The organism is Cupriavidus sp. IK-TO18 (assembly GCF_015549295.1).
Taxonomy (GTDB): Bacteria; Pseudomonadota; Gammaproteobacteria; order Burkholderiales; family Burkholderiaceae; genus Cupriavidus; species Cupriavidus oxalaticus_A.
This window is the reverse complement of record NZ_JADGMP010000026.1, coordinates 1-25,085: the sequence shown is the minus strand read 5'-3', so window position 1 is coordinate 25,085 and position 25,085 is coordinate 1. Positions and strand designations below refer to the sequence as shown.

The window sequence follows — 25,085 nt, the reverse complement described above, 5'->3', positions numbered from 1 at the left end:
TTGTCTGACGCGGCCCGCGCGGTCGAGGCGCGCGTCTGCCATGCGCCACCCGCCGGCGCTCCCCCGGGGCACTTGTCCCGGAAACCCGGGCGTCGCAGCAGCCGGCCCGGGACCACGGCCTCATGCGCGCGCCGGCCCCGGGCCGGACAATGCAACCCTCAACTTGTCACAGGACCCCTTCGTGGCGGTCCGCCTCCTCGAGGAGCCGTGCCATGCGTTCGTTGCAGCAGTGGTCTCGCCCGTCCAGCCGGCATGCCGACGAAGCCCGTCGCGCGCGCCTGCCGCGACGTGCGCTGCCGCCATGGCTGCGACGCATGCTGCGCGAGCGCATCGCGCCCACCGGCGCGGTGCTGCTGCCGCCGGCGCTGCTGCTGCTCTACGTCTTCTGTCATTCACACGCGAACTGGGAGTCGTGGCTGGCCTCGCTGCGCGAGCTGGACCACGATCACGGCGCGCCGGCGCGCGAGCTGGGACGCGCGTTGTCGCTGGCGCGCTCCCTGCGCGGCCGCCAGGCGCCGGATGCGGCGCTCTGGCGCACCGCGGTGCAGTTGGCCGCCGACCGCGTGTCGGCGGGCCTGGCGGCACGCTGGCGCAGTCCGGCGCGGCTGATGCCGTCGCCGGCGCTGTCGCCGCTAATGCCGCTGGTGCCGCTGGTGCCGCTGCTCGCGATGTTCGGATGGCTGCACTGACGTTGAGCGACTGAAGCGGGGCGCCATGCGCGCCCGCACCCCCCACACCCGCATCTTCCTGATCCAGGAGTCAGGCGCCGCACCGCTGCCGCGATGGGAGGGCAGCCGGCAGGCGCCGGGCAATCGGCCCGCACGGCCAAGGCGATCCCGTGCGGCCCGTGCATTCCGTTGGTGATCGCCTGCATGAGGGACCGCAGCGGCCACGCTGCCGGCATCCCCGGTTGGAGATAGCAATGCATAAGAAGTTTGCCGAGACCCTGCTCACCGTCACCGCACTTGCCGCACTGGCGGTCGGCGCGAGCCCGACCGCCCACGCCGGGGCGGGTGACGAAGCCACGCGGACTGCCGCGCATGTCCGCCACGGACAGCGCGACGCCTTCACCGACGGAGCGCACGGGCCCGCGACCGAGGCCACGATGTTGTCCGTGGTGGCGCGCCAGGGCATGTCAGTGTGCGCGGTCCGTGACTTTGATCCGTACCGTGACGGCATGCGCAAGCCCGATCCATATACCGACGGCGCGCGCATGGGACAGTTCGACCCGTTTACGGAAGGGACCCGCACCAGATCGCGCGACGGCTACAGCGACGGCGCACGCAGCGGCCCGCGCGACAGTGGCGAATGCCTCAGCCATGCATAACCGTGTGCCTCGGTGAGGCACCATGCCAGCGCACATGCGCCCGCATGTGCGTCAGGACCCGCCCGTGCCAAACGCTGCCGCACGCTCGTCCCTGACCACCGGCCCGGTTTCATGCCGGGCCGGTGCATTCGCGCAACGCCATGCGCGCTTGCGCAATCCCTTGCAAAGCCGCACCGATCCTTTCCTACACTAGTGAAGTCACGCGGCGCGCCCGCCTGGCAGGCACGGTCCCGAGGGCCGCGCCGCCGGCAGGCCGTCCCAGCACCGCGCGGCCCGACATGCCGATGTTCAAGCAGCAGATTCGCCTGTGCACCAGCCGGGATGGCGTTCGCCTTGCCTACGCCGTCACGGGCAGCGGCGCGCCGCTGGTGAAGGCGGCCAACTGGATGAGCCACCTCGAGTTCGATGTGGACAGCCCGGTGTGGAGCCACATGATCATGGCCCTGTCGGCGCACCACACGCTGATCCGCTATGACGAACGCGGCTGCGGGCTGTCCGACCGCGATATCGAAGACCTGTCGTTCGACGCGTGGCTGCGCGACCTCGAAACCATCGTCGATGCCAACGGCGTGGAGCATTTCCCGCTGCTGGGTATCTCGCAGGGCGCATCGATCGCCGTGGCCTACGCCGTGGCGCACCCCGAGCGCGTCAGCCACCTGATCCTCCACGGCGGTTATGCGCGCGGGCGGCTCAAGCGCGACAACCTGAGCCCGCGCCTGCGCGAGGAAGCCGAATTGATGAACAAGCTCGCCGAGCTAGGCTGGGGCCAGGAGAATCCCGCCTTCCGCCAGTTCTTCACGACCCAGTTCATCCCGGGCGGCACGGCCGAGCAGCATGCGTGGTTCAACGAGCTGGAGCGGGTCTCCACGTCGCCGCTGAATGCCGCGCGCTTCATGCGCGTGTTCAACGAGATCGATGTGGTCGAACTGCTGCCGAGGGTCACGTGCCCGACGCTGGTGCTGCATGCGGTGCGCGACGCGCGCGTGCCGTTCGACGAGGGCCGCCTGATCGCCAGCGAAATTCCCGGCGCGCGCTTCGTGCCGCTGGAAAGCGGCAATCACCTGCTGCTCGACACCGAGCCCGCTTGGAACCGATGGCTCGACGAGGTGCGTGCCTTCCTGCCGGCCTCGGCACCGGTGCGCGATCCCGCCTTCACCGCGCTGACGCGGCGCGAGCGCGATATCGTCGAGCTGATCGCGCAGGGCCGCGACAACGCCCAGATCGCCGCGCGCCTGGACCTGTGCGAAAAGACCGTGCGCAACCACATCACCAGCATCTTCGCCAAGCTGGAAGTGGAGAACCGCGCGCAGGCCATCGTGCTGGCGCGCAAGGCGGGGTTTGACCGGGCGGACGCTTAGGACATCGAGCGCCTGTGGCCTGCCTGCCTGCGCCTACGACTGGTTCACTAGCGTGCGCGCGTCGGCCACGTGCCCGCGGTAGGCTTCGAAGATGCGGCGCAGCGACTGCTCCATCGTGACCTCGGGCTTCCAGCCCAGTTCCTCGACGGTGTTGTCGATCTTCGGCACGCGGTGCTGCACGTCCTGGTAGCCCTTGCCGTAGAAGTCGCCCGACGAGGTTTCGACGATCTGCGTCTTGCGCGCTTCCTCGGCGTATTCGGGGTAGTCCGCGGCCATCTTCAGCATCATCTCGGCCAGCTCGCGCACCGAATGGATGTTGGCCGGATTGCCGATATTGAAGATCTTGCCGCTGGCGATGCCGCTCGGGTTCTCGATGATGCGCATCAGCGCGCCGATGCCGTCCGAGATATCGGCAAACGCGCGCTTCTGCGCGCCGCCGTCGACCAGCTTGATCGGCTCGCCGCGCACGATATGGCCGAGGAACTGCGTCACGACGCGCGACGAGCCTTCCTTCGACTCGAAGATCGAGTCCAGCCCCGCGCCGATCCAGTTGAAGGGGCGGAACAGCGTGTAGTGGAGGCCCTGCTCCATGCCGTAGGCGTGGATCACGCGGTCCATCAGCTGCTTGGAGCAGGCATAGATCCAGCGCGGCTTGTTGATCGGGCCGTAGACCAGCGGCGAGGCTTCCGGGTCGAACTCCTCGTCGCTGCACATGCCGTAGACCTCCGAGGTCGACGGGAACACCAGGTGCTTGCCGTACTTGACCGCGGCGCGCACGATCGGCAGGTTGGCCTCGAAATCCAGCTCGAACACGCGCAGCGGCTGGCGCACGTAGGTGGCCGGCGTGGCGATGGCGACCAGCGGCAGCACCACGTCGCACTTGCGGATGTTGTACTCGATCCACTCCTTGTTGATGGTGATGTCACCTTCGAAGAAGTGCATGCGCGGGTGATCGACGAGGTCGCCCAGGCGGTCCGTGTTCATGTCCATGCCGTAGACCTCCCACGGCGTGGTTTCCAGGATGCGGCGCGTCAGGTGATGGCCAATGAAGCCGTTGACGCCGAGAATCAGTACTTTCTTGCCTTGCATTGTGTTGACGATCGCATCGAAAAGAAGCGTGCCGCACGAGTGCGGCACGAAACACCGGCAGCACGCTAGCGCACGCCGGCGACGGGGAAGTTGGCCACGGCCACGCGCCGCCAGTCGCGCGCGATCACATGCATCGGCACGCGCGCGCTCAGTTCGGCAAACGTCCGCGGCGACAACAGCGCCACGGCACGCGGGCCGTGCTGCCACGCATCGACAAAGGCGTCGATGGTCGGCAGCCACTTCTGCGGCTCCTGCTCCGTGCCGAAGGCCAGTTCATCGGGCTGCGCCACCATGGTGAGCGGATGCCGCAGGTAGAAGGGCAATGTATGGTCGAGCATGCCCACGCCATAGAGCGGCATGCCGGGCCGCAGCACGCGCTCGATCGGCGCAGCCAGGGCGATGCCCGAGGCCGAGCGGCCGATGGCCTCATGGCCGAGCAGGGCAACGGTGAATGCCAGCAGCATGCCCAGCGCGTAAGCCGTGATGCTTGCCATGCGCCCGTGCCGGCGCAGCAGCCACAGCGCGGCGAGCGTGCCGGCGCAGATGAGGGCAAACGCCATCGTCACCCATACGGCGTAGGCGCGATAGAGCACGTTCGGTGTGTTGTTGGAATCGAGGTTCGCCACCACGGGACTCGCCAGCAGCCCGAGCGCGCCGATCGCCAGCATCGCCCAAAGCTGCGTGCGCCACGCCGGCACGCCGGTTTGCGCCAGCGCGGCACCGGCGAGGATCGCCAGCGCCGGGAACACCGGCAGGATGTAGCCGGGCAGCTTGGAGCCTGACAGGCTGAAGAAGGCGAAGATCGACAATGCCCACGCAGCGCACATCAGCGCGGGCTGGAACGGTGCCGGGCCGATTGTCATGGTGGTGGTCACGGTGGTCACGCTGGCCCCGGCGCGATGCCTGACGGTGCGGACCATTGCGGGCAGCACCCCAAGCCACGGCATGAACCCGCCCAGCACCAGCGGCACGAAGTACCACGGCGGACCCTGGCGCGCATGCACCGTCGACGTGTAGCGCTGCCAGTGCTCGTGCACGAAGAAGAAGTGCAGGAACTCGGGGTTGCGACGTGCCACCAGCCAGTACCACGGCACCGCCACCAGCAGCATCACCGCAATGCCCGCCAGCGCATGCAGGCGCCGCCACAGCGCCAGGTCGCGCGTGACGCAGGTGTACGCCACCAGTGCCAGTCCCGGCAGCACCACCCCGACCAGCCCCTTGGTCAGCAGCGCGATACCCATCGCCGTCCAGCATGCCAGCATCCAGTTGCGTCGCGACGTTGGCGTGGTGCGGGGGTGCTGCGCCAGCAGCATGCCCGCCAGGGCGCAGGCCAGGACGCCGGAGAGCGTCATGTCGAGAGTATTGAAGTGTGCCGCGGCATTCCACATCGGCGCCGATGCCAGCACCAGCCCCGCCAGCCATCCCGCGCGCGCGCCGAACCAGCGCGCCGCCGCCAGCATCGATGCCGCCACGCCGGCCAGGCCGGCAAGCGCGACGCACAGCCGCGCCTGCCATTCGCCGATGCCGAACAGCGTATATGACACTGCCGTCACCCACAGGTGGAAGGGCGGCTTCTCGAAGTACTTCAGCCCGTCATAGCGGATCGTGACCCAGTCGCCGGTGGCCAGCATCTCGCGCGCGATCTCGGCGTAGCGGCCTTCATCCGGTCCCAGCAGGTGGCGTGCCCCCAGCGTGCCGAACCACAGCAGCGCGAACGCCAGCACCGCGAGCGCGAGCGCAATGGCGGGAATGCCTGCCACGCGCACGGCATGGTCGGGCCGCGCGGCGAGGCGCTCGGCGTGTGGCAGAACGGCGGGGCTGGCAGGGCTGGAGGGCAGGTGTGACGGCAAGGCGGCGCGGGCGGAAGAGTTGACGGCCTTGTCGGCGCCGGCGCCAGGCGCGGCGTTGAACAGGACAAGGCCTGGCAATGCGAGCGCGAGGATAAGCCGGCAACCTTAATGGCACATTAAGCTTGCAAGCGCACAATCGATCCCCTGCGTGGCGTGACGGCCGCATAACGACCCGGAACATGAGAATCCTTATTGTTGAAGACGACCCCATGCTCGGCGACGGCCTGCGGCGCGGGCTGCAGCTGCTGGACTATGCGGTCGACTGGTTCAGCACCGCCGCAGAGGCCGACCATGCGCTCGAGATGGCCGGCTATGACGCCGTGGTGCTGGACCTCGGCCTGCCCGGCGAGGACGGCATGGCGCTGCTGGCGCGCTGGCGCGCGCGCGGCTGCCGCATTCCCGTGATCGTCCTGACCGCGCGCGATGCGATCGAAAGCCGCATCGGCGGGCTCGATGCCGGCGCCGATGACTACCTGGTCAAGCCGGTCGCGCTCGACGAACTGGCCGCGCGCCTGCGCGCCGTGACACGCCGCGCCGTGGGGATGTCGTCGCCGGTGTGGAAGCACGGCGCGCTGGAATTCCATCCCGCCCGCCGGCAGGCATACTGGGCCGGCACGCCGGTGGAGCTGACCAGCCGCGAAGCCATGCTGCTCGAGTTGCTGCTGGCACACCCCAACCGCCTGCTGACGCGCGATTTCCTGCGCGACAAGCTCTATGACTGGCAGGGCGGCGTGGAAAGCAATGCGCTGGAAGTCCACATCCACCACCTGCGCCGAAAGATCCATCCCAGGATCGTGCGCACCTTCCGCGGCGCGGGCTACACGCTGGGCGCAGCCGAGGACTGCCAATGACGCTGCAGCGCCGGCTTATCCTGGCCGTGCTGATCGCCACGCCGGTGGTCTGGCTGCTGACCATCGGCCTGACCTACGTGCGCGCCCGGCATGAGATCAACGAGCTGTATGACACCGACATGGTGCGCATGGCGCTGCAGATGCACTCGGTGGCGCCGATGGTCGACCTTGCCGCCGGGCCGTCGCGCACGCGGCTGCCGCAGCTGGTGGAAGGCGACCAGGGCGATGCCGGCCTCGGCGACCTCGCCATCGCCGCGTGGCTGCCAAACGGGCAGCCGCTGCATATCGATCCGGAGGGCGACCTGCTGCCGCGCGCGCCGGGCGTGAAGGGCTTTACCGATACCGTGCTCGACCACCAGCGCTGGCGGCTGTACTACCTCGACGATCCGGATACCGGCTGGCGTGTCTGCGTCGGCCAGCAACTGGCCGAGCGCAACGAGCTGATCCTGTCCTATATCGCCGCGCAGGTGCTGCCATGGGCCGCGGGCCTGCCGCTGCTGATCGCGCTGCTGATCTGGTTCACGCGCCGCGCGATGGCGCCGGTGCGGGCGTTGTCGGCCGACATCGAACGGCGCGCGCCCGACGATCGCCAGCCGCTCAGCCTGGAGGCGGTGCCTGGCGAGCTGGTACCGCTGGTCCACGCGATGAACCGGCTGCTGGAGCGCGTGTCGGATTCGATCGAGCACGAGCGCCGCCTGACCGCCGACGCCGCGCACGAGATGCGCACGCCGCTGGCCGCGCTAAGGGCGCAATGGGAGCTTGCCGAGCGCTCGCCGGACGCCGTGGAGCGCGACCGGGCCCGCGCCAACGTCGCCGCCGGCATCGACCGCATCAGCCGGCTGGTATCGCAGCTGCTGACGCTGAGCCGGCTGGAGGATGCCTCGGCGCTGCCGTCGCGCCAGCCGGTCAGCTGGCTGCCGGTGGCGCAGCAGGCGCTGTCGGACTGCCTGGCGCTGGCGCAGCAGAAGCAGGTCGATGTGGAGCTCGAATGGCCGGAGCAGGGCGGCGAACCGCTGCCGGTCGCGGGCGATGCCAACCTGCTGTCCCTGCTGCTGCGCAACCTGCTCGACAATGCCATCCGCTACAGCCCGCCGGGCGCGCTGGTCACGGTGGATTTCGAGCCGGGCGGTATTTCCGTGCGCGACCAGGGGCCGGGCATCGCGCCCGATGTGCTGGCGCGGCTCGGCGACCGCTTCTTCCGCGGGGGCGGGGCGCACCGCGAGCATGGGCATGGCCTCGGCGTTTCCATCGCCCTGCGCGTGGCGAGGCTGCACGGACTCGACCTTGCCTTTGCCAACCGGACCGACGGCGCGACCGGACTGGTCGTGACGATCGCCCGCGGCGGCGCGCAATGAAAAACGCCCCGCACAGTTTCGTGCGGGGCGTCCTTGATTTTGCGTGGAGCGTGCCGTTCAGCGCTTGAGCTTGGCAAATGCCGCTGCCATCGCGCCCGCCGGCTCCGGCTCGCGGCGGCCGCCGCCGGGGCCCTTGCCGCCGTTACGCTGGCCGCCGCGGTCGCCGCCGCCGGCTCGCGGTGCCGCCTGGCCCGGCTCGTCGTCCAGCCGCATCGACAGTCCAATGCGATTGCGCTTGACGTCGACCTCCATCACCTTGACCTTGACGATCTGGCCGGCCTTGACCACTTCGTGCGCGTCCTTGACGAACTTGTTCGACAGCGCCGAGATGTGAACCAGGCCGTCCTGGTGCACGCCGATATCGACGAACGCGCCGAACGCCGCCACGTTGGTGACCACGCCTTCCAGCACCATGCCGGGCTGCAGGTCCTTCACGTCCTCCACGCCTTCCTGGAAGGTCGCGGTCTTGAACTCGGGGCGCGGGTCGCGGCCGGGCTTTTCCAGCTCGGACAGGATGTCGCGCACGGTCGGCAGGCCGAACGACTCGTCGGTGAACTTTTCCGGCGACAGGCCGCGCAGCGCTTCGCGGTTGCCCATCACGTCGCGCAGGCCCTTCTTGATGGCGTCCAGGATGCGTTGCACCACCGGATAGGCTTCCGGGTGCACCGATGAGCGGTCCAGCGGGTTGTCGCCATCGTTGATGCGCAGGAAGCCGGCCGCCTGCTCGAAGGTCTTGTCGCCCAGGCGCGGCACCTTCTTCAGCGCGTTGCGGTTGGCAAAGGCGCCGTTGGCATCGCGGTATTCGACGATATTGCGCGCCAGCACCGTGTTCAGGCCCGATACGCGCGCCAGCAGCGGCGCCGAGGCGGTGTTGACGTCCACGCCCACGGCGTTCACGCAGTCTTCCACCACTGCATCGAGGGTACGCGCCAGTTCGCGCTGGTTCACATCGTGCTGGTACTGGCCCACGCCGATCGACTTGGGATCGATCTTGACCAGTTCGGCCAGCGGGTCCTGCAGGCGGCGTGCGATCGACACCGCGCCGCGCAGCGACACGTCCAGGTCCGGGAATTCCTTGGCGGCCAGTTCCGACGCCGAGTAGACCGATGCGCCGGCCTCGCTGACCACGATTTTGGTCAGCTTCAGCTCGGGCATCTGCTTCATCAGGTCCTGCACCAGCTTGTCGGTCTCGCGGCTGGCGGTGCCGTTGCCGATCGAGACCAGCGCGACGTTGTGCTGCTTCGCCAGGCGGGCCAGCGTGGCGAGCGAACCGTTCCAGTCGCGGCGCGGCTCGTGCGGGTAGATGGTGGCCGTGTCGAGCAGCTTGCCGGTGCTGTCGACCACCGCGATCTTGCAGCCGGTGCGGATGCCGGGGTCGACGCCCATCACGGCCTTGGGGCCGGCCGGCGCGGCCAGCAGCAGTTCATGCAGGTTGCGGCCGAACACCTTGATGGCTTCGCTTTCGGCGGTTTCGCGCAGCTGCGTCAGCAGCTCGGTTTCCAGGTGCGGCTGCACCTTCACGCGCCAGCACCAGCGGCACACGTCGCCCAGCCACTTGTCGGCGGGGCGGCCCAGCTGCTGGATGCCGACATGGCGCGCGATCATGCCTTCGCACGGGTGCGGCACCAGCGCGTCCTGTTCTTCGCCCAGGCCCAGCTTGACCATCAGCACGCCCGCGTTGCGGCCGCGGAACAGCGCCAGCGCGCGGTGCGACGGTACCGTGCGGATGGTTTCGCTGTAGGCGTAGTAGTCGCGGAACTTCTCTTCCTCGGCGGTTTCCTTGCCTTCCATCACGGTGGAGGCGACCACGCCGTTGTTCCACAGGTGTTCGCGCAGCTTGCCCAGCAACTCGGCGGTCTCGCCGAACTGCTCGGACAGGATGTCGCGCGCGCCGTCCAGCGCGGCCTTCACATCGGGCACGCCGCCGTCGGCGGTCGGGTTGCCGTTGACGTACCTGGCGGCCTCGGCCTGCGGGTCCAGCGTGGGGTCGGCCAGCAGCGCCAGCGCCAGCGGTTCCAGTCCGCATTCGCGCGCGATCTGGGCGCGGGTGCGGCGCTTGGGCTTGTAGGGCAGGTAGAGGTCTTCCAGCGTCTGCTTGGTTTCGGCGGCCTCGATGGCAGCCTGCAGCTCGGGCGTGAGCTTGCCTTGCTCCTGGATCGACGCCAGGATGGCCGCGCGGCGGTCTTCCATGTCGCGCAGGTAGAGCAGTCGCTCTTCCAGGTTGCGCAGCTGCGTGTCGTCCAGGTTGCCGGTCACTTCCTTGCGGTAGCGGGCGATGAACGGGACGGTGGCGCCCTCGTCGAGCAGGTCCACGGCGGCCGCGACCTGGCGCGGCTGCACGGACAGTTCAGCCGCGATGAGCGACACGATTTTTTGCGAGACGGAAGCGGGCAGGTTGGACATCTGAAAACGCAGTCGGTCGAAAGCGGGGCATTTTGCCACAAGCGCGCCGCAGTTCGGCCACGCTTGCCGCCGGCTTCGCGCAAGGGGCGTTACCGGCATGTGCGGGGCAGGCCGCCAGGCGGCCCGGATGCTAGAATCCCGTCATGATCGTCAAGCCCCGTCAGGCCGCCGCCCTGGCTACTTCCGCGGTAACTTCTCCCGCCACCTCGCCGGCCATGCCAACTGTCGCCAACGTGCCGAAATCCGTCCTTTTCCAGGCTGCCAGCCTGGCCGTGCTGGCGCTCGCCTCCGGCGCCGCGCTGATGCCGGTGCGACCGGCGCTGGCGCAAGCTTCTGCGCCGGCCGCCGGAGCTCCGCGCGACTTCGGTGCCGAACGCAAGGCCATCGGCGATTCCCGCGCCTGGACCAACTACCGTTTTTCCGCGGCCGAGCACGAGTGCTACAGCAAGTTCTTCGTCAACAGCTGCATCGACAAGGCCAAGGAAGTCCAGCGCGAGGAGTTGCAGGTGCTGCGCAAGCGCGAACTGGAAGTCGGCGAGGCCGAACGCGCGCACCGCGCTGCCGAGCGCGACCGCGAGCAGGCGCTGCGCCGGGCCGAATTCGAGGCCAGCCAGCCGCAGCGTGCCGCCAGCGAGCAGTCCAGCCGCGCCGCGTTCGAGAAGAAGCAGCAGGAACAGCAACTGCGCGACGCGCAACGCCAGGGTGAAGCGCCGCAGCGTGCCGCCAATGCGCAGGCGTACCAGCAGAAGCAGTCCGACTATGACGCCAAGATGAAGGAGGCGCAGCAAAAGGGCGCCGAGCAGGCGCGCCAGCGCGAGGAAAACGTGAAGGCGTACGAGGCCAAGCAACGCGACCTCGAGCGGCGCCAGAAGGAACTGGAAGAGCGGCGCGCCAAGGCCAAGGAGCAGCAGGGCCAGGCGTCGGCGCCGCGCCCGTTCGGCTTCTGAGCCGATCGCACTGTGACCGTACAGCGAAGGCGCACATGGACAGCAACCTGAATACCCTGGAGCGGCGCATCATGGAGTTGCAGATCGAGCACCGCGACCTGGACTTCCTGATCGACCGGCTCGCGAGCGACGCCGTCCATGACGAGCTGCAACTGCGCCGCCTGAAGAAGCGCCGGCTGAAGCTGAAGGACGCCATCACGCTGCTGCAATTGCAGCTGGAACCCGACGTGCCGGCCTGAGCATCCGGGCCGCCCGCACCAGATGCCGCCGGCACACCGACCGGCGGCTTACACAAAGTATTCCCCCACCTTGTCCGACCTTTCCGATTCCCCCGAGCAAGACGATACCGCCAGCGCGGACGACGCCACGGACCTGCATGACGTCGCCGCCAGCGCCATGGACGCCGCAGCCAGCCGCAGCGCCGAGCTTGGCACCATCTTTGCCGATACCGGCACGCTGGCGCAGGCCATCCCGGGCTACCGGCCGCGCGCTTCGCAGCACAAGATGGCCGATGCCGTCGCCGAGGCGATCGCATCCAACGACACCGTCATCGTCGAGGCCGGCACCGGCACCGGCAAGACCTACGCCTACCTGGTGCCGGCCATGTTGTGGGGCGGCAAGGTCATCCTGTCCACCGGCACCAAGAACCTGCAGGACCAGCTGTTCCTGCGCGATATCCCGACGGTGCGCCATGCGCTGAACGTGCCGGTCTCGGTGGCCTTGCTCAAGGGCCGCGCCAACTACGTCTGTCACTATCACCTCGAACGCGCGCAGGCGGCCGGGCGGCTGGCATCGCGCCAGGACGCCGCGTGGCTGCGTGACATCGGTCGCTTCGTCAAGGAAACCAAGACCGGCGACAAGGCCGAGCTGGCCGCCGTGCCCGAGAACGCGCCGGTGTGGCAGATGGTGACGTCGACGCGCGACAACTGCCTGGGCTCGGAGTGCCCGTTCTACAAGGACTGCTTCGTGATGCGCGCGCGCAAGGAAGCGCAGCAGGCCGACGTGGTGGTGGTCAACCATCACCTGTTCTTCGCCGACGTGGTGCTGCGCGATACCGGCATGGCCGAGCTGCTGCCTGCCGCCAACACCGTGATCTTCGACGAAGCGCACCAGCTGCCCGAGACTGCGACGCTGTTCTTCGGCGAAACGCTGTCGACCAGCCAGCTGCTCGAGCTGGCCCGCGACACGGTGGCCGAAGGCCTGTCGCATGCGCGCGATGCGGTCGACTGGGTGGCGCTGGGCGCGCCGCTGGAGCGTGCCGCGCGCGACCTGCGGCTGGCGTTCGGCAAGGACAACGCGCGGCTGGCGCTGGGCCAGATCGAGGCCGACCGCCGCATTGCCGAGCCCTTCAATGAAACGCTCGATGCGCTGGACGAGGCGCTGTCCGCCTTCGTCGAGATGCTGGAAAGCCAGGCGGAGCGCGCCGAATCGCTGCAGCAGTGCCACCGGCGCGCGCTGGAGCTGGCCGAGCGGCTGGCGGCATGGCGCAGCGATGTCGTTGCCGCGCCCGCCGCACCGGCAGGCGAGGGCAGTGAAGGCGGCGAGGCAGCCCAGGCGCCGGCGCCCGCTGAAACCGTACGCTGGGTCGAAGTGTTCTCCCACACCGTGCAGCTGCACCGAACCCCGCTGTCGATCGCGCCGATTTTCTCGCGCCAGCGCGGCGGCCAGCCGCGTGCGTGGGTCTTTACCTCGGCCACGCTGTCGGTCAAGGGCAACTTTACGCACTATGCAGCCCAGCTTGGTCTCGACAAGGACCGTTCGCTGACGCTGCCGAGTCCGTTCGACTACGCGAAGCAGGGGCTGCTGTATGTGCCGCGCGACATGCCCGCGCCGCAGTCGCCGCAGTTCACCGATGCCGTGGTGCAGGCCGCGCTGCCGCTGATCGAAGCGGCCGGCGGGCGCACCTTCCTGCTGTGCACCACGCTGCGCGCGGTGCAGCGCGCCTCCGACCTGCTCTACGACGCCTTCGCCGAGCGCGGGCTGAACCTGCCGCTGCTGGTGCAGGGCCAGGCCAGCCGCACCGAGCTGCTCGATCGCTTCCGCGAACTGGGCAACGCCGTGCTGGTGGGCAGCCAGAGTTTCTGGGAAGGGGTGGACGTGCGCGGCGAGGCGCTGTCGCTGGTGATCATCGACAAGCTGCCGTTCGCGCCGCCCGACGACCCGGTGCTGGCCGCGCGCATGGAAGTGCTGCAGAAGAAGGGGCTGAGTCCGTTTGCCGCGCACCAGCTGCCGCATGCGGTGATCACGCTGAAGCAGGGCGCGGGGCGGTTGATCCGCTCGGAGTCCGACCGCGGCGTGCTGGCCATCTTCGACACCCGGCTGGTGGAAAAGCCCTATGGCCGCCAGATCTGGCAGAGCCTGCCGCCGTTCACGCGCACGCGCGAGGCGGCCACGGTGGTGCGCTTCCTGGAATCGCTGCGCGGGGAGGGCAAGGCGGCGCGTGCCGCGGAAGCGGGCGCGGAAGACTGAAGGGCGCACCCCTGGAAAGCAAAAACGGGACGGTCATGCGACACGTCCCGTTTTTTTATCGCCGCCCGTGGGCGTTGGCGAGGTTCAGAACACTTCCCACCAGGACTTGTCCTTGCGGCGTTCGCCGTACTTGATGAAGTCGCTTTCCGGGAAGTTCTTCTCCATCACGCGGGCGGTATCGTCGCGCAGGTCCTTCATGCCCAGCGCATCGTACGAACGGATCATGATGTACAGCGCTTCCTCGTTAGCCGGCGCGCCGTCATAGTCCTTCAGCGCCTGCTGCGCGCGGTTCACCGCGGCCAGGTAGGCGCCGCGCTTGTAGTAGTAGCGCGCGGCATGCACCTCGTGCTGGGCCAGCGAGTTGACGATGTACTGCATGCGCAGCGCGGCGTCGGGGGCGTACTTGCTGTCCGGGTACTTGGTGACCAGCGTATTGAACGCGTCGTAGGCGGCGCGTGCGGCCTTGGGGTCGCGCTCGCTCAGGTCCTGGCCGGAGAAGCGGCCCAGCCAGCCCAGGTTGTCGTTGAAGTTGATCAGCCCCTTGAGGTAGTAGGCGTAATCGATGTTGGGGTGGTTCGGGTGCAGCTGGATAAAGCGGTCCACCGCGGCCAGCGCTGCGGCCGTCTCGCCGTCCTTGTAGTTGGCGTAGGCGGTGTCGATCTGCGCCTGCTGCGCATAGCGCCCGAACGGATAGCGGCCTTCGAGCTTTTCGTACAGCTTGACGGCGCGGGTGTAGTCGCCGCCATCCAGTGCGTCCTTGGCTTCCGAATATAATTTGTTGGCCGACCAGCCGGCAGTTTCGTCGGGCTGGTCCGCCAGCAGGCCGCATGCCGACAGCATGACGCAGCCGCCTGCGAGCAGAACCGCTCCAATTGTCGCGCGCCACGGCGCGCGTTTCATGCTCTGCAATTGCATGGGCAATCGTATCCCGGATGAAGAAAAATAGCGTCAAGCATTATAGCCCAAGCCCCCAACCTCAAGCCCGACCGGGCGCGGGTGTGGGAGGACTGCCACCCGAACAGGTGCGCGCCGCCGCAGCCGTGGCCGATTCCGAGGAATTCGAGGACCTTGCCGAGGCCGCGCCGGCCAATGCCGCGCCGGGCGCCGAGGCCGGGGTAACGCTGTCCCTGGAGGTGGACAGTGCCGCGCATGGCGAACGCCTCGACAAATTGCTCGCGCGTCACTTCAGCGAGTTCTCGCGCAGCCGCCTGCAGCAGTGGATCGAAAGCGGCGCGGTGCGCGTTGACGGCCAGGTGCGGCGCCCGCGCGATGCGGTGCAGATGGGCAACCGCATCGAGGTGCAGCCGCAGGCCGCGCCCGAATCTTCTGCCTTTGCGCCGGAGGATGTGCCGCTGGACGTGGTCTATGAAGACGACACGCTGCTGATCATCAACAAGCCCGCCGGGCTGGTGGTGCATCCGGCCGCCGGCAACTGGAGCGGCACCGTGCTCAACGGGCTGCTGCATCGCGACCCGGCCGCCAGCGCCCTGCCGCGTGCGGGCATCGTGCACCGGCTCGACAAGGAAACATCTGGCCTGATGGTGGTCGCGCGCACCCTGACCGCGCAGACCGACCTGGTGCGCCAGCTGCAGGCGCGCACGGTCAAGCGCACGTACATTGCGCTGGTGTGGGGCCGCACCTACGACGAGGGCACCATCGACGCGCCGATCGGCCGCGACGCGCGCGAACGCACGCGCATGGCGGTGGTGCATACGGCCAGCGGCAAGCCCTCGCGCACGCATTTCCGCACGCTGGCCACGGTGCCGCTGGGCCGCAGCTTTGTCTCGATGGTGATGTGCAAGCTCGAGACCGGGCGCACGCACCAGATCCGCGTGCACTTCGAATCGATCGGCCATCCGCTGGTGGGCGATCCGGTCTACTTCCGCGCGACCCAGCGCGGCCAGCGTCCGGCCATCCGCGTGCCGCTGCCGGTGCCGTTCGAGCGCCAGGCGCTGCATGCGTACAAGCTTGGCCTGGTGCATCCGGCCACCGGCCGGCACATGTCGTGGACCGCGCAGCCGCCGGCGGACCTGCAGGCACTGGTCGATGCGCTCGACTTCGAAAGCGCGCAGGATGAAGAGGAAGAAGAGGCCTGGGACGAGGTGTGGGAAGGCGGTGAAGCCCACTGGGAATATGCCGGCGAGGGTGACGAGGATGAAGACGATGAGCGCGACGCCTGACTCCCAATGGCTGGTGCCCGGCTGGTCGGCGCCGGCGCGCGTGCGCGCGCTCTCGACCACACGCCATGGCGGCGTCAGCCAGGGACCGTACGGGCTTGCCGGCGGCATGCCGGGCGGGCTCAACCTGGGCACGCATGTGGGCGACGATCCGGCGGACGTCGCGCGCAATCGGGAACGGCTGGCCGCGCACCTGCCGTCGATGCCGCGCTGGCTTGACCAGGTGCATGGCTGCGCCGTGGTCACGGCCGGCCACGTGGCCGGTGCAGGCGATCAGGCCCCGCAGGCCGATGCCAGTGTCGCGAGCGCACCGGGCCATGTCTGCGCCGTGATGACGGCCGACTGCTTGCCGGTCCTGCTGTGCGATGCGCAAGGCACGGTGGTGGGTGCGGCGCACGCCGGCTGGCGCGGGCTGTGCAATGGCGTTATCGAAGCCACGCTGGCCCGCATGCAGGCCGCGGCCGGCGGTCAGGACCAGCGCTGGCTGGCGTGGCTGGGTCCGGCCATCGGGCCGGATGCGTTCGAGGTCGGCGCCGAGGTGCGCGACGCCTTCCTGGCGCAGGCGCATGCCGGCGAGCAGGCCGCTGTTGCGGCGGCTTTCCGTGCCGGTGCCCCGGGCAAGTACCTGGCCGACATCTATGCACTCGCGCGCACGCGGCTGGCACGGGCCGGCTGCACCGAGGTGTATGGCGGTGATGCCTGCACCGTCACCGACGCAGCGCGCTTCTACTCCTATCGCCGCGACGGCGTGACCGGCCGCATGGCCAGCCTGGTCTGGCTGGCCGACTGAGGCGTCAGTCCTACTTCTCCGGCGGTGTTTCCGCCACCGGCGGCGCATTGCCGCCGGCCTGCGCCGCGCGCTCGGCTTGCGCTTTGCGCCGCCGCCGCGCCGGCGTGCCCAGGATGTACAGCACCAGTGCCACCGGCGCCAGCCCATAGAACACGAACGTGGCGACGCCCGCCACCACCGTGTGCTCGGTGATCGCCATCATCAGCGCGACATAGAGCCAGCCAATGGCTACGATGTACATAAAATTTTCATCCTTCTCGCCTATCCTGCGGAGCCTCGGCGGAGGCAGGCGCGGCATACCGTCCGGTAGGTCGGGGAGCCCGTTTCGCCAGGACGGATTTCCACATTGACAGTACATACGTTGCAAGGCAACAATGGCCTCAAATGTCTCGGGATCGCTGACGATTCCAAGGGTTTTTGCCGGCAAGCATACCGCATGGCGTTGCCAGCCAGAGCGCCGCGGTAGCCGGTAAAAAGGGAGTTGCTATCGGGATGGGCGGAATCCGCCGCGCAAGCGCGGGGCGCCGGGGTTCCGGCGAATTATCTGGCTAGCCTGCCCGGTTCGGGTGAGGCGCGCGCCGGGTCCATCCGGATAGCATCTCCCAATGCAAAAGTGCCGGCCAGGGCAATGCCCGGAGCCGGTTCGTATAGTGACGGCAGAGAGACAATTCACATCATGGCGACCGGCAAAGGTGCGGCAGCTTCCATCCAGGAAGGCAAGTCCCAACCGTTCAAGTTCACGCCGGGGCCATTCGATCCAGCCACATGGCTGGAATGGTCCCGCCAGTGGCAGGGCACAGGAGGTAACGGCCATGCGGCCGTCGCAGGCATTCCGGGCCTGGACGCGCTCGCAGGCATGAAGATCGCCCCGGCGCAACTGGGCGATATCCAGAAGCGCTACATGAACGACTTCGTGGCCTTGTGGCAGGCCATGGCCGAGGGTAATCCCGACGCCGCGGGGCCGCTGCATGACCGGCGCTTCGCCGGCGAGGCGTGGCGCAATAACGTTCCTTATCGCTTCGCCGCCGCGTTCTACCTGCTCAACGCACGCGCCATGACCGAGCTGGCCGACGCTGTCGAGGCCGATGCCAAGACACGCCAGCGCATCCGCTTTGCGATCTCGCAATGGGTCGATGCCATGTCGCCGGCCAATTTCCTGGTCACCAACCCCGAAGCGCAGCGGCTGCTGATCGAATCGGGCGGCGAATCGCTGCGCGCCGGCGTGCGCAACATGCTCGAAGACCTGACGCGCGGCAAGATTTCGCAGACCGACGAGACCGCGTTCGAGGTCGGCCGCAACGTTGCCGTGACCGAAGGTGCGGTGGTCTATGAAAACGAATACTTCCAGCTGCTGCAATACAAGCCGCTGACCGCCAAGGTCCATGCGCGCCCGCTGCTGCTGGTGCCGCCGTGCATCAACAAGTACTACATCCTCGACCTGCAGCCGGAAAGCTCGCTGGTGCGGCATGCGGTGGAGCAGGGCCATACGGTGTTCCTGGTGTCGTGGCGCAATCCCGATGCCAGCCTTGCGGCCGCCACCTGGGACGATTACATCGAGCACGGCGCCATCAAGGCCATCGAGGTTGCGCGCGATATCGGCGGCCAGGACCAGATCAACGTGCTGGGCTTCTGCGTGGGCGGCACCATCGTCTCGACCGCGCTGGCAGTGCTGGCCGCGCGCGGCGAGCATCCGGCCTCGAGCCTGACGCTGCTGACCACGCTGCTCGATTTCGCCGATACCGGCATCCTCGACGTGTTCGTGGACGAAGCCCATGTGCAGCTGCGCGAAGCCACGCTGGGCGGTGGTGCCGGCGCACCCTGCTCGCTGCTGCGCGGGCTGGAGCTGGCCAATACCTTCTCGTTCCTGCGCCCGAACGACCTGGTGTGGAACTACGTGGTCGACAACTACCTGAAGGGCAACACGCCGGTGCCGTTCGACCTGCTGTTCTGGAATGGCGACGCCACCAACCTGCCGGGCCCGTGGTACTGCTGGTACCTGCGCCACACCTACCTGCAGGACGAGCTGAAGGTGCCCAACAAGCTGACCGTGTGCAACGTGCCGGTCGACCTGGGCAGCATCGACACGCCGACGTATCTCTACGGCTCGCGCGAGGACCATATCGTGCCGTGGACCGCCGCCTATGCCTCGACCGCGCTGCTGAAGAACAAGGTGCGCTTCGTGCTGGGCGCATCCGGGCATATCGCTGGCGTGATCAACCCGCCGGCCAAGAACAAGCGCAGCCACTGGACCAACGACAAGCTGGCGGCATCGCCGCAGCAATGGCTGGCCGATGCCACCGAGCACCACGGCAGCTGGTGGCCAGACTGGATGGCATGGCTTGCCGGCCATGCCGGTGCCAAGCGCGCCGCGCCCGCCGAGTACGGCAACGCGCGCTATCCCGTGATCGAACCCGCGCCTGGGCGTTACGTCAAAGCCAAGGCATGATGCTTGCATGATGGCCGGGCCGCCACACTGGCGGCATCGGCTGCCGCGCAGGCTTTCCATTTCCATCGAAAGGACTACACCATGACTGACGTTGTCATCGTTTCCGCGGCCCGTACCGCAGTAGGCAAGTTTGGCGGATCGCTGGCCAAGATCCCGGCCCCCGAACTGGGCGCAGTAGTCATCAAGGCGGCGCTGGAGCGTGCCGGCATCAAGCCGGAACAAGTCAGCGAAGTCATCATGGGCCAGGTGCTCGCCGCCGGCTCGGGCCAGAACCCGGCGCGCCAGGCGTCGATCAAGGCCGGCCTGCCGGCTATGGTGCCGGCCATGACCATCAACAAGGTTTGCGGCTCGGGCCTGAAGGCCGTGATGCTGGCGGCCAATGCCATCGCTGCCGGCGACGCCGAGATCGTGGTGGCCGGCGGCCAGGAAAACATGAGCGCCGCTCCGCACGTGCTGCCGGGCTCGCGCGACGGCTTCCGCATGGGCGATACCAAGCTGGTCGACACCATGATCGTCGATGGCCTGTGGGATGTGTACAACCAGTACCACATGGGCATTACCGCCGAGAACGTCGCCAAGGAATACGGCATCACGCGCGAGGCGCAGGATGAATTTGCCGTCGGCTCGCAGAACAAGGCCGAGGCCGCGCAGAAGGCCGGCAAGTTCGACGAGGAAATCGTGCCGGTGCTGATCCCGCAGCGCAAGGGCGACCCGGTTGCGTTCAAGACCGACGAGTTTGTCCGCCATGGCGCCACGCTGGACAGCATGGCCGGCCTGAAGCCCGCCTTCGACAAGGCCGGCTCGGTGACCGCGGCAAATGCCTCGGGCCTGAACGACGGCGCCGCCGCGGTGGTGGTGATGTCGGCGGCCAAGGCCAAGGAACTGGGCCTGACGCCGCTGGCCACGATCAAGAGCTTCGCCAACGCCGGCGTCGATCCCAAGGTGATGGGCATGGGCCCGGTGCCGGCTTCCAAGCGCGCGCTGTCGCGTGCCGGCTGGACGCCGCAGGACCTCGACCTGATGGAAATCAACGAGGCCTTTGCCGCGCAGGCGCTGGCGGTGCACCAGCAGATGGGCTGGGATACCTCCAAGGTCAACGTCAACGGCGGCGCCATCGCCATCGGTCACCCGATTGGTGCATCGGGCTGCCGTATCCTGGTGACGCTGCTGCACGAGATGAAGCGCCGCGACGCCAAGAAGGGCCTGGCCTCGCTGTGCATCGGCGGCGGCATGGGCGTGGCGCTGGCGGTTGAGCGCAACTGATCCGCAACCAGTTCGGTATCAAGCGGCAACGAATCAGCAGTAGGCCGGGCCAGCGGTCCTCGCGGGCCCGGCAACGATAACGAAGAGCCAATCAAGGAGTGGACATGACTCAGCGCATTGCGTATGTGACCGGCGGCATGGGCGGCATCGGGACCGCCATTTGCCAGCGCCTGGCCAAGGATGGCTTTCGTGTGGTGGCCGGCTGCGGCCCCAACTCGCCGCGCCGTGAAAAGTGGATCGAGCAGCAGAAGGCGCTCGGTTTCGATTTCGTTGCCTCGGAAGGCAACGTTGCCGACTGGGATTCGACCAAGGCCGCTTTCGACAAAGTCAAGGCCGAGGTTGGCGAGGTCGATGTGCTGATCAACAACGCCGGCATCACGCGCGACGTGGTGTTCCGCAAGATGACGCGCGCCGACTGGGATGCGGTGATCGACACCAACCTGACCTCGCTGTTCAACGTCACCAAGCAGGTGATCGACGGCATGGTCGACCGTGGCTGGGGCCGGATCGTCAATATCTCGTCGGTGAACGGCCAGAAGGGCCAGTTCGGCCAGACCAACTACTCCACCGCCAAGGCCGGCCTGCACGGCTTCACCATGGCGCTGGCGCAGGAAGTGGCGACCAAGGGTGTGACGGTCAACACCGTTTCGCCGGGCTATATCGCCACCGACATGGTCAAGGCGATCCGCCAGGACGTGCTCGACAAGATCGTCGCCACGATCCCGGTGAAGCGGCTGGGCGAGCCGGACGAGATCGCTTCGATCTGCGCCTGGCTGTCGTCCGATGAGTCCGGTTTCTCGACCGGCGCCGACTTCTCGCTGAACGGCGGCCTGCACATGGGCTGACCTGCCGGCGTGATCGGCAACCGCGCCGGCGGCCGCATTTTGCGGTGCAGCCAGCGCGGCGCACAAGGCGGCGGAGGTTTGGTTTCGCTGTCTCTTTCGCGGGCCGCAAGGGCCCGCGAATCATTTCCGCGCAGCGGTTTGTCTGCCGATTTGGCGTGGGTTTACCGGGTTTTCCTTAAGCTGGGTCGCTTTTCTTAGTGCTGTGTTGGGCATAGAATCAGGGCAGCGGCGCAGCCAGCACCATAGTCGTGCAGTGCGGCCCTCGCGGGGGCGAGGTGGCGAAGCCGCAACGCGCAGCCATGCGCGAACACGCCGCGGCAAGCCGACACGACAAACACAGATGGCGCAGGCGGTACCGATTTGCGCAGTGCACCCCATGCGGTGCAGCAGCGCGCAATCAGCGACGACACAAGGACAGAGCACCGATGGCCACGACCAAAAAAGGCGCAGAGCGACTGATCAAGAAGTATCCGAACCGCAGGCTCTACGACACCCAGACCAGCACCTATATCACCCTGGCTGACGTCAAGCAGCTGGTCATGGATTCCGAAGAATTCAAGGTCGTTGACGCCAAGTCGGGGGATGAACTGACCCGCAGCATCTTGCTGCAGATCATCCTTGAAGAAGAGACCGGCGGCGTGCCGATGTTCTCCAGTGCCATGCTGTCGCAGATCATCCGGTTCTACGGCCATGCCATGCAGGGCATGATGGGCACCTACCTGGAAAAGAACATCCAGGCCTTTATCGATATCCAGAACAAGCTGGCCGAGAATTCCAAGGGCCTGTATTCGGGCGAGGCCTTCAGCCCCGACATGTGGTCGCAGTTCATGAACATGCAGGGCCCGATGATGCAGGGCATGATGAGCAACTACATCGAGCAGAGCAAGAACCTGTTCGTGCAGATGCAGGAACAGATGCAGAACCAGGCCAAGAATATGTTCGGGACGTTCCCGTTCAACCAGCCGGACAAGAAGTAATCGACGTGGCGGCGGGCCGTTCGGCCTGCCGCTTTTCCTGTGCGCTGTCGATAAACAGCCCCGTCGTGCAGCGCAGCGGCCAAAGCGGTTAAAATGCCGACCTCCTGAACTGGCGGCTCATTTGCGGACTCGCCTGCATAGCGCGAATCCCGATGCCTTCCAGAATCCACCGTCCTTGCCATTTATGCGCCCGCGAAGCCGGCGCACGCCGCCTGGCGCACTCCTGATCATGAGCCGGCTGATCCTCGCTCCGATGGAGGGGCTTGCGGACTACGTCCTGCGCGACGTGCTGACTGGCCTTGGCGGCTACGACGGCTGCGTGTCGGAGTTCGTGCGGGTGACGGGCTCGCTGCTTCCCGCCCGTGTCTATGAGCGCGATACGCCCGAAACCCTGCAGGGCGGCTACACCAACAGCGGTACGCCGATGGTGATCCAGCTGCTAGGCAGCGACCCAGAATGGCTGGCGCGCAATGCCGCGTATGCCGCGACCTTGTCGCCCCACGGCATCGACCTGAATTTCGGCTGTCCGGCGAAGGTCGTCAACCGGCATGGCGGCGGCGCCATGCTGCTCGGGCAACCTGACTTGCTGAACCGCATCGTGGCCGCAGTACGCGCCGCGGTGCCGGCGCATATCTCCGTGACCGCCAAGATGCGGCTGGGCATTTCCGATACCGCTCTCGCGCTGGACTGTGCCGCCGCGCTGGCGGAGGGCGGGGCGGCGTCGCTGGTGGTGCATGCGCGCACGCGCGACGACGGCTACCGGCCGCCCGCGCATTGGGAGTGGATCGCGCGGATCGCCGAGGCCATCGACATTCCGGTCATTGCCAACGGCGACGTCTGGACCGTCGCCGACTGGGAGCGCTGTTGCGCAGTGACCGGTTGCGACGATGTGATGATCGGGCGCGGCGCGGTCTCCGACCCTTTCCTGGTCCGGCGCATCCGCGGCCAGATGGAGCGCACGCCGTCCGCCGCCGAATGGCCGCTGGTGCTGCGCCAGATCTCGCTGTACCTGAAGAAGCTGCACGAACGGATCTCGTCCTGCCATGAGCACGGCCGGGTCAAGCTCTGGCTCAGCTACCTGAAGCGGACCTGGCCGCAGGCCACCGAACTGCATGACGCAATCCGGCGCATGCAGGACTCGGCCGAGATCGCGCGTCTGCTGCTGAGTGTTCCCGGCGCCTCTCCGATTCCTGGCTGAACCAGCCATCAAGTGTGGCGTCAGGCGCCGGCAAAGACTGGCAAACGGGTAAAATACGCGATTGGCCTGCATCGCCTGGCGCCCGATCGCCCGCGCGATAACCGGATATACTCCGCCGCGCCTGCCCCACATTCGTATCGCACCGTGAAAAACCCTTCAGAATCAACGACCCAGAAAGACAGTAGTCCGCGCGTGGGTTTCGTTTCGCTCGGCTGTCCCAAGGCCCTGGTCGACTCCGAGCAGATCATCACCCAGCTGCGCGCCGAGGGCTATGCCATCAGCGGCACCTATGACGGCGCCGACCTGGTGGTGGTCAATACCTGCGGCTTTATCGACGAGGCTGTGCAGGAAAGCCTGGACGCCATCGGCGAGGCGCTGACCGAGAACGGCAAGGTCATCGTGACCGGCTGCCTCGGTGCCAAGAAGGATGCGGCGGGGCACGACATCGTGTCGTCGGTGCACCCCAAGGTGCTGGCCGTGACCGGCCCGCATGCGCTGGGCGAAGTGATGCAGGCCGTGCACACGCACCTGCCGAAGCCGCACGACCCGTTTACCGACCTGGTGCCGGCCGCCGGCATCAAGCTGACGCCCAAGCACTACGCCTACCTGAAGATTTCGGAAGGCTGCAACCATCGCTGCTCGTTCTGCATCATCCCGTCGATGCGTGGCGACCTGGTGTCGCGCCCGGTGGCCGAGGTCATGCTGGAGGCCGAGAATCTGTTCAAGGCCGGCGTCAAGGAACTGCTGGTGATCTCGCAGGACACCAGCGCCTATGGCGTCGACGTCAAGTACCGCACCGGCTTCTGGAACGGCCGTCCGCTCAAGACCCGCATGACCGAACTGGTGGCGGCGCTGGGCGAACTGGCCGCGCAGTACGGCGCCTGGGTGCGCCTGCACTACGTCTATCCGTACCCGCACGTCGACGAGATCATCCCGCTGATGAACAACGGCCACGTGCTGCCGTACCTGGACGTGCCGCTGCAGCACGCCCACCCGGACGTGCTCAAGCGCATGAAGCGCCCGGCCAACGCCGAAAAGACCATGGACCGCATCCGTGCCTGGCGCGAGATCTGCCCCGAGCTGACCATCCGCAGCACCTTTATCGCCGGCTTCCCGGGCGAGACCGAGGCCGAGTTCCAGACGCTGCTGGACTTTATCGCCGAGGCCGAGCTGGACCGCGTCGGCTGCTTTGCATACTCGCCGGTGGAAGGCGCCACGGCCAACGACCTGCCGGGCGCGCTGCCCGACGAGGTGCGCGAGGAGCGCCGCGCCCGCTTCATGGAAGTGGCCGAGGAAGTGTCCGCGCGCCGGCTGCAGCGCAAGGTCGGCCAGACCCTGCGCGTGCTGGTCGACGAGGTCAACCAGGACGGCGGCATCGGCCGTTCGTCGGCGGATGCGCCGGAAATCGACGGCCTGGTCTATATCGCGCCGCCGGAGCGTACCTCGCAGCGCTATCGCGCAGGCGAGTTCGTCGACGTGAAGATCACGGGCGCCGATGGTCACGACCTGTGGGGCGAGGTCTGAGCTAGTCCTGCCGGACGAGGCGGGGCGCGGCGCGATTAGGTAAAAGTACGGTCGTTCGTTTCTGCGCGGGCGCCGCTATACTGTGCAGCGCAACAAACCTCCTGGGAGACAAGTCATGACGCGTGAAGTCGTAGTGGTGAGCGGTGTCCGTACCGCAATCGGGACCTTTGGCGGCAGCCTGAAGGACGTGGCGCCGGCCGAACTGGGCGCGCTGGT

Annotated in this window: 21 protein-coding genes; 16 read left to right on the top strand and 5 right to left on the bottom strand. The window is 67.6% G+C overall.

Going from position 1 to position 25,085, the window contains the following annotated elements:
• The first annotated feature begins 212 nt into the window (after nt 1-212).
• The 3 genes from IPF36_RS18665 to IPF36_RS18655 all read left to right on the top strand — a co-directional run bounded on the left by IPF36_RS18665 (nt 213) and on the right by IPF36_RS18655 (nt 2,685).
• A complete protein-coding gene (locus IPF36_RS18665; RefSeq protein ID WP_255519839.1) occupies nt 213-689 on the top strand; it encodes a hypothetical protein in 477 nt (158 codons plus the stop codon).
• A 233-nt stretch (nt 690-922) separates the two neighbouring features.
• A complete protein-coding gene (locus tag IPF36_RS18660) occupies nt 923-1,327 on the top strand; it encodes a hypothetical protein (RefSeq protein WP_135705019.1) in 405 nt (134 codons plus the stop codon).
• A 278-nt stretch (nt 1,328-1,605) separates the two neighbouring features.
• Nucleotides 1,606-2,685 carry an alpha/beta fold hydrolase gene (locus tag IPF36_RS18655; RefSeq protein WP_133096830.1) on the top strand — a complete coding sequence of 360 codons (1,080 nt, stop codon included), beginning with the start codon at nt 1,606-1,608 and terminating at the stop codon, nt 2,683-2,685.
• A gap of 33 nt (nt 2,686-2,718) precedes the next feature.
• Here the strand turns inward: IPF36_RS18655 and IPF36_RS18650 are convergent, their stop codons facing one another.
• Together IPF36_RS18650 and IPF36_RS18645 are read right to left on the bottom strand one after the other, a co-directional pair.
• A complete protein-coding gene (locus IPF36_RS18650; protein WP_135705021.1) occupies nt 2,719-3,774 on the bottom strand; it encodes a bifunctional UDP-4-keto-pentose/UDP-xylose synthase in 1,056 nt (351 codons plus the stop codon).
• A gap of 65 nt (nt 3,775-3,839) precedes the next feature.
• Nucleotides 3,840-5,540, bottom strand: a complete 1,701-nt coding sequence (locus IPF36_RS18645; RefSeq protein ID WP_368671174.1) for a glycosyltransferase family 39 protein — start codon at nt 5,538-5,540, stop codon at nt 3,840-3,842.
• Nucleotides 5,541-5,803: 263 nt separating this feature from the next.
• Here IPF36_RS18645 and IPF36_RS18640 point away from each other — a divergent pair, with 263 nt between their 5' ends.
• Nucleotides 5,804-6,475: a response regulator gene (locus IPF36_RS18640; RefSeq protein ID WP_133096831.1), complete on the top strand. Its 672-nt coding sequence runs from the start codon at nt 5,804-5,806 to the stop codon at nt 6,473-6,475.
• Nucleotides 6,472-7,830, top strand: coding sequence for an ATP-binding protein (locus IPF36_RS18635; protein WP_195429520.1), 1,359 nt, complete (start codon nt 6,472-6,474; stop codon nt 7,828-7,830). The genes IPF36_RS18640 and IPF36_RS18635 overlap by 4 nt, the downstream gene beginning before the upstream one ends.
• Nucleotides 7,831-7,887: 57 nt before the next feature.
• On the opposite strand, the gene IPF36_RS18630 is transcribed toward IPF36_RS18635, so the two are convergent.
• Nucleotides 7,888-10,233: a Tex family protein gene (locus IPF36_RS18630; RefSeq protein ID WP_195429518.1), complete on the bottom strand. Its 2,346-nt coding sequence runs from the start codon at nt 10,231-10,233 to the stop codon at nt 7,888-7,890.
• A 143-nt stretch (nt 10,234-10,376) separates the two neighbouring features.
• Here IPF36_RS18630 and IPF36_RS18625 point away from each other — a divergent pair, with 143 nt between their 5' ends.
• From IPF36_RS18625 to IPF36_RS18615, 3 genes are read left to right on the top strand one after another with little or no spacing between them, the layout of a single operon-like run.
• A complete protein-coding gene (locus IPF36_RS18625) occupies nt 10,377-11,180 on the top strand; it encodes a hypothetical protein (protein ID WP_135705024.1) in 804 nt (267 codons plus the stop codon).
• A 35-nt stretch (nt 11,181-11,215) separates the two neighbouring features.
• On the top strand, nt 11,216-11,419 hold the full coding sequence (locus IPF36_RS18620; protein ID WP_013956445.1) for a DUF465 domain-containing protein: 204 nt from the start codon (nt 11,216-11,218) through the stop codon (nt 11,417-11,419).
• Between the two features lie 22 nt (nt 11,420-11,441).
• Nucleotides 11,442-13,649 carry an ATP-dependent DNA helicase gene (locus IPF36_RS18615; RefSeq protein ID WP_195429516.1) on the top strand — a complete coding sequence of 736 codons (2,208 nt, stop codon included), beginning with the start codon at nt 11,442-11,444 and terminating at the stop codon, nt 13,647-13,649.
• An 84-nt stretch (nt 13,650-13,733) separates the two neighbouring features.
• Here IPF36_RS18615 and IPF36_RS18610 read toward each other — a convergent pair whose 3' ends face one another.
• On the bottom strand, nt 13,734-14,564 hold the full coding sequence (locus tag IPF36_RS18610; RefSeq protein ID WP_135705026.1) for an outer membrane protein assembly factor BamD: 831 nt from the start codon (nt 14,562-14,564) through the stop codon (nt 13,734-13,736).
• A gap of 17 nt (nt 14,565-14,581) precedes the next feature.
• On the opposite strand from IPF36_RS18610, the gene IPF36_RS18605 reads away from it, so the two are divergent.
• Together IPF36_RS18605 and pgeF are read left to right on the top strand one after the other, a co-directional pair.
• Complete coding sequence (locus IPF36_RS18605; RefSeq protein ID WP_195429513.1) at nt 14,582-15,829, top strand: RluA family pseudouridine synthase; 1,248 nt, start codon at nt 14,582-14,584, stop codon at nt 15,827-15,829.
• A complete protein-coding gene (gene pgeF, locus IPF36_RS18600) occupies nt 15,813-16,616 on the top strand; it encodes a peptidoglycan editing factor PgeF (RefSeq protein ID WP_195429511.1) in 804 nt (267 codons plus the stop codon). Before IPF36_RS18605 ends, pgeF begins: the two co-directional genes overlap by 17 nt.
• Nucleotides 16,617-16,626: 10 nt before the next feature.
• On the opposite strand, the gene IPF36_RS18595 is transcribed toward pgeF, so the two are convergent.
• A complete protein-coding gene (locus IPF36_RS18595; protein ID WP_133096839.1) occupies nt 16,627-16,857 on the bottom strand; it encodes a hypothetical protein in 231 nt (76 codons plus the stop codon).
• 435 nt (nt 16,858-17,292) lie between these two features.
• On the opposite strand from IPF36_RS18595, the gene phaC reads away from it, so the two are divergent.
• The 6 genes from phaC (at nt 17,293) to rimO (ending at nt 24,869) form a co-directional block, all read left to right on the top strand.
• The gene (gene phaC / locus IPF36_RS18590; RefSeq protein ID WP_135705029.1) at nt 17,293-19,062 is read left to right on the top strand and encodes a class I poly(R)-hydroxyalkanoic acid synthase; all 1,770 of its coding nucleotides are present in this window, start codon (nt 17,293-17,295) and stop codon (nt 19,060-19,062) included.
• Nucleotides 19,063-19,143: 81 nt separating this feature from the next.
• Complete coding sequence (locus tag IPF36_RS18585) at nt 19,144-20,325, top strand: acetyl-CoA C-acetyltransferase (protein ID WP_029049660.1); 1,182 nt, start codon at nt 19,144-19,146, stop codon at nt 20,323-20,325.
• 104 nt (nt 20,326-20,429) lie between these two features.
• The gene (locus IPF36_RS18580; RefSeq protein ID WP_135705030.1) at nt 20,430-21,170 is read left to right on the top strand and encodes a 3-ketoacyl-ACP reductase; all 741 of its coding nucleotides are present in this window, start codon (nt 20,430-20,432) and stop codon (nt 21,168-21,170) included.
• Nucleotides 21,171-21,595: 425 nt separating this feature from the next.
• Nucleotides 21,596-22,147, top strand: coding sequence for a polyhydroxyalkanoate synthesis repressor PhaR (phaR, locus tag IPF36_RS18575; protein ID WP_018004481.1), 552 nt, complete (start codon nt 21,596-21,598; stop codon nt 22,145-22,147).
• Nucleotides 22,148-22,376: 229 nt separating this feature from the next.
• A complete protein-coding gene (locus IPF36_RS18570; RefSeq protein WP_135705031.1) occupies nt 22,377-23,345 on the top strand; it encodes a tRNA-dihydrouridine synthase in 969 nt (322 codons plus the stop codon).
• A gap of 144 nt (nt 23,346-23,489) precedes the next feature.
• Nucleotides 23,490-24,869: a 30S ribosomal protein S12 methylthiotransferase RimO gene (gene rimO / locus IPF36_RS18565; protein WP_135705032.1), complete on the top strand. Its 1,380-nt coding sequence runs from the start codon at nt 23,490-23,492 to the stop codon at nt 24,867-24,869.
• Nucleotides 24,870-25,085: the final 216 nt, after the last annotated feature.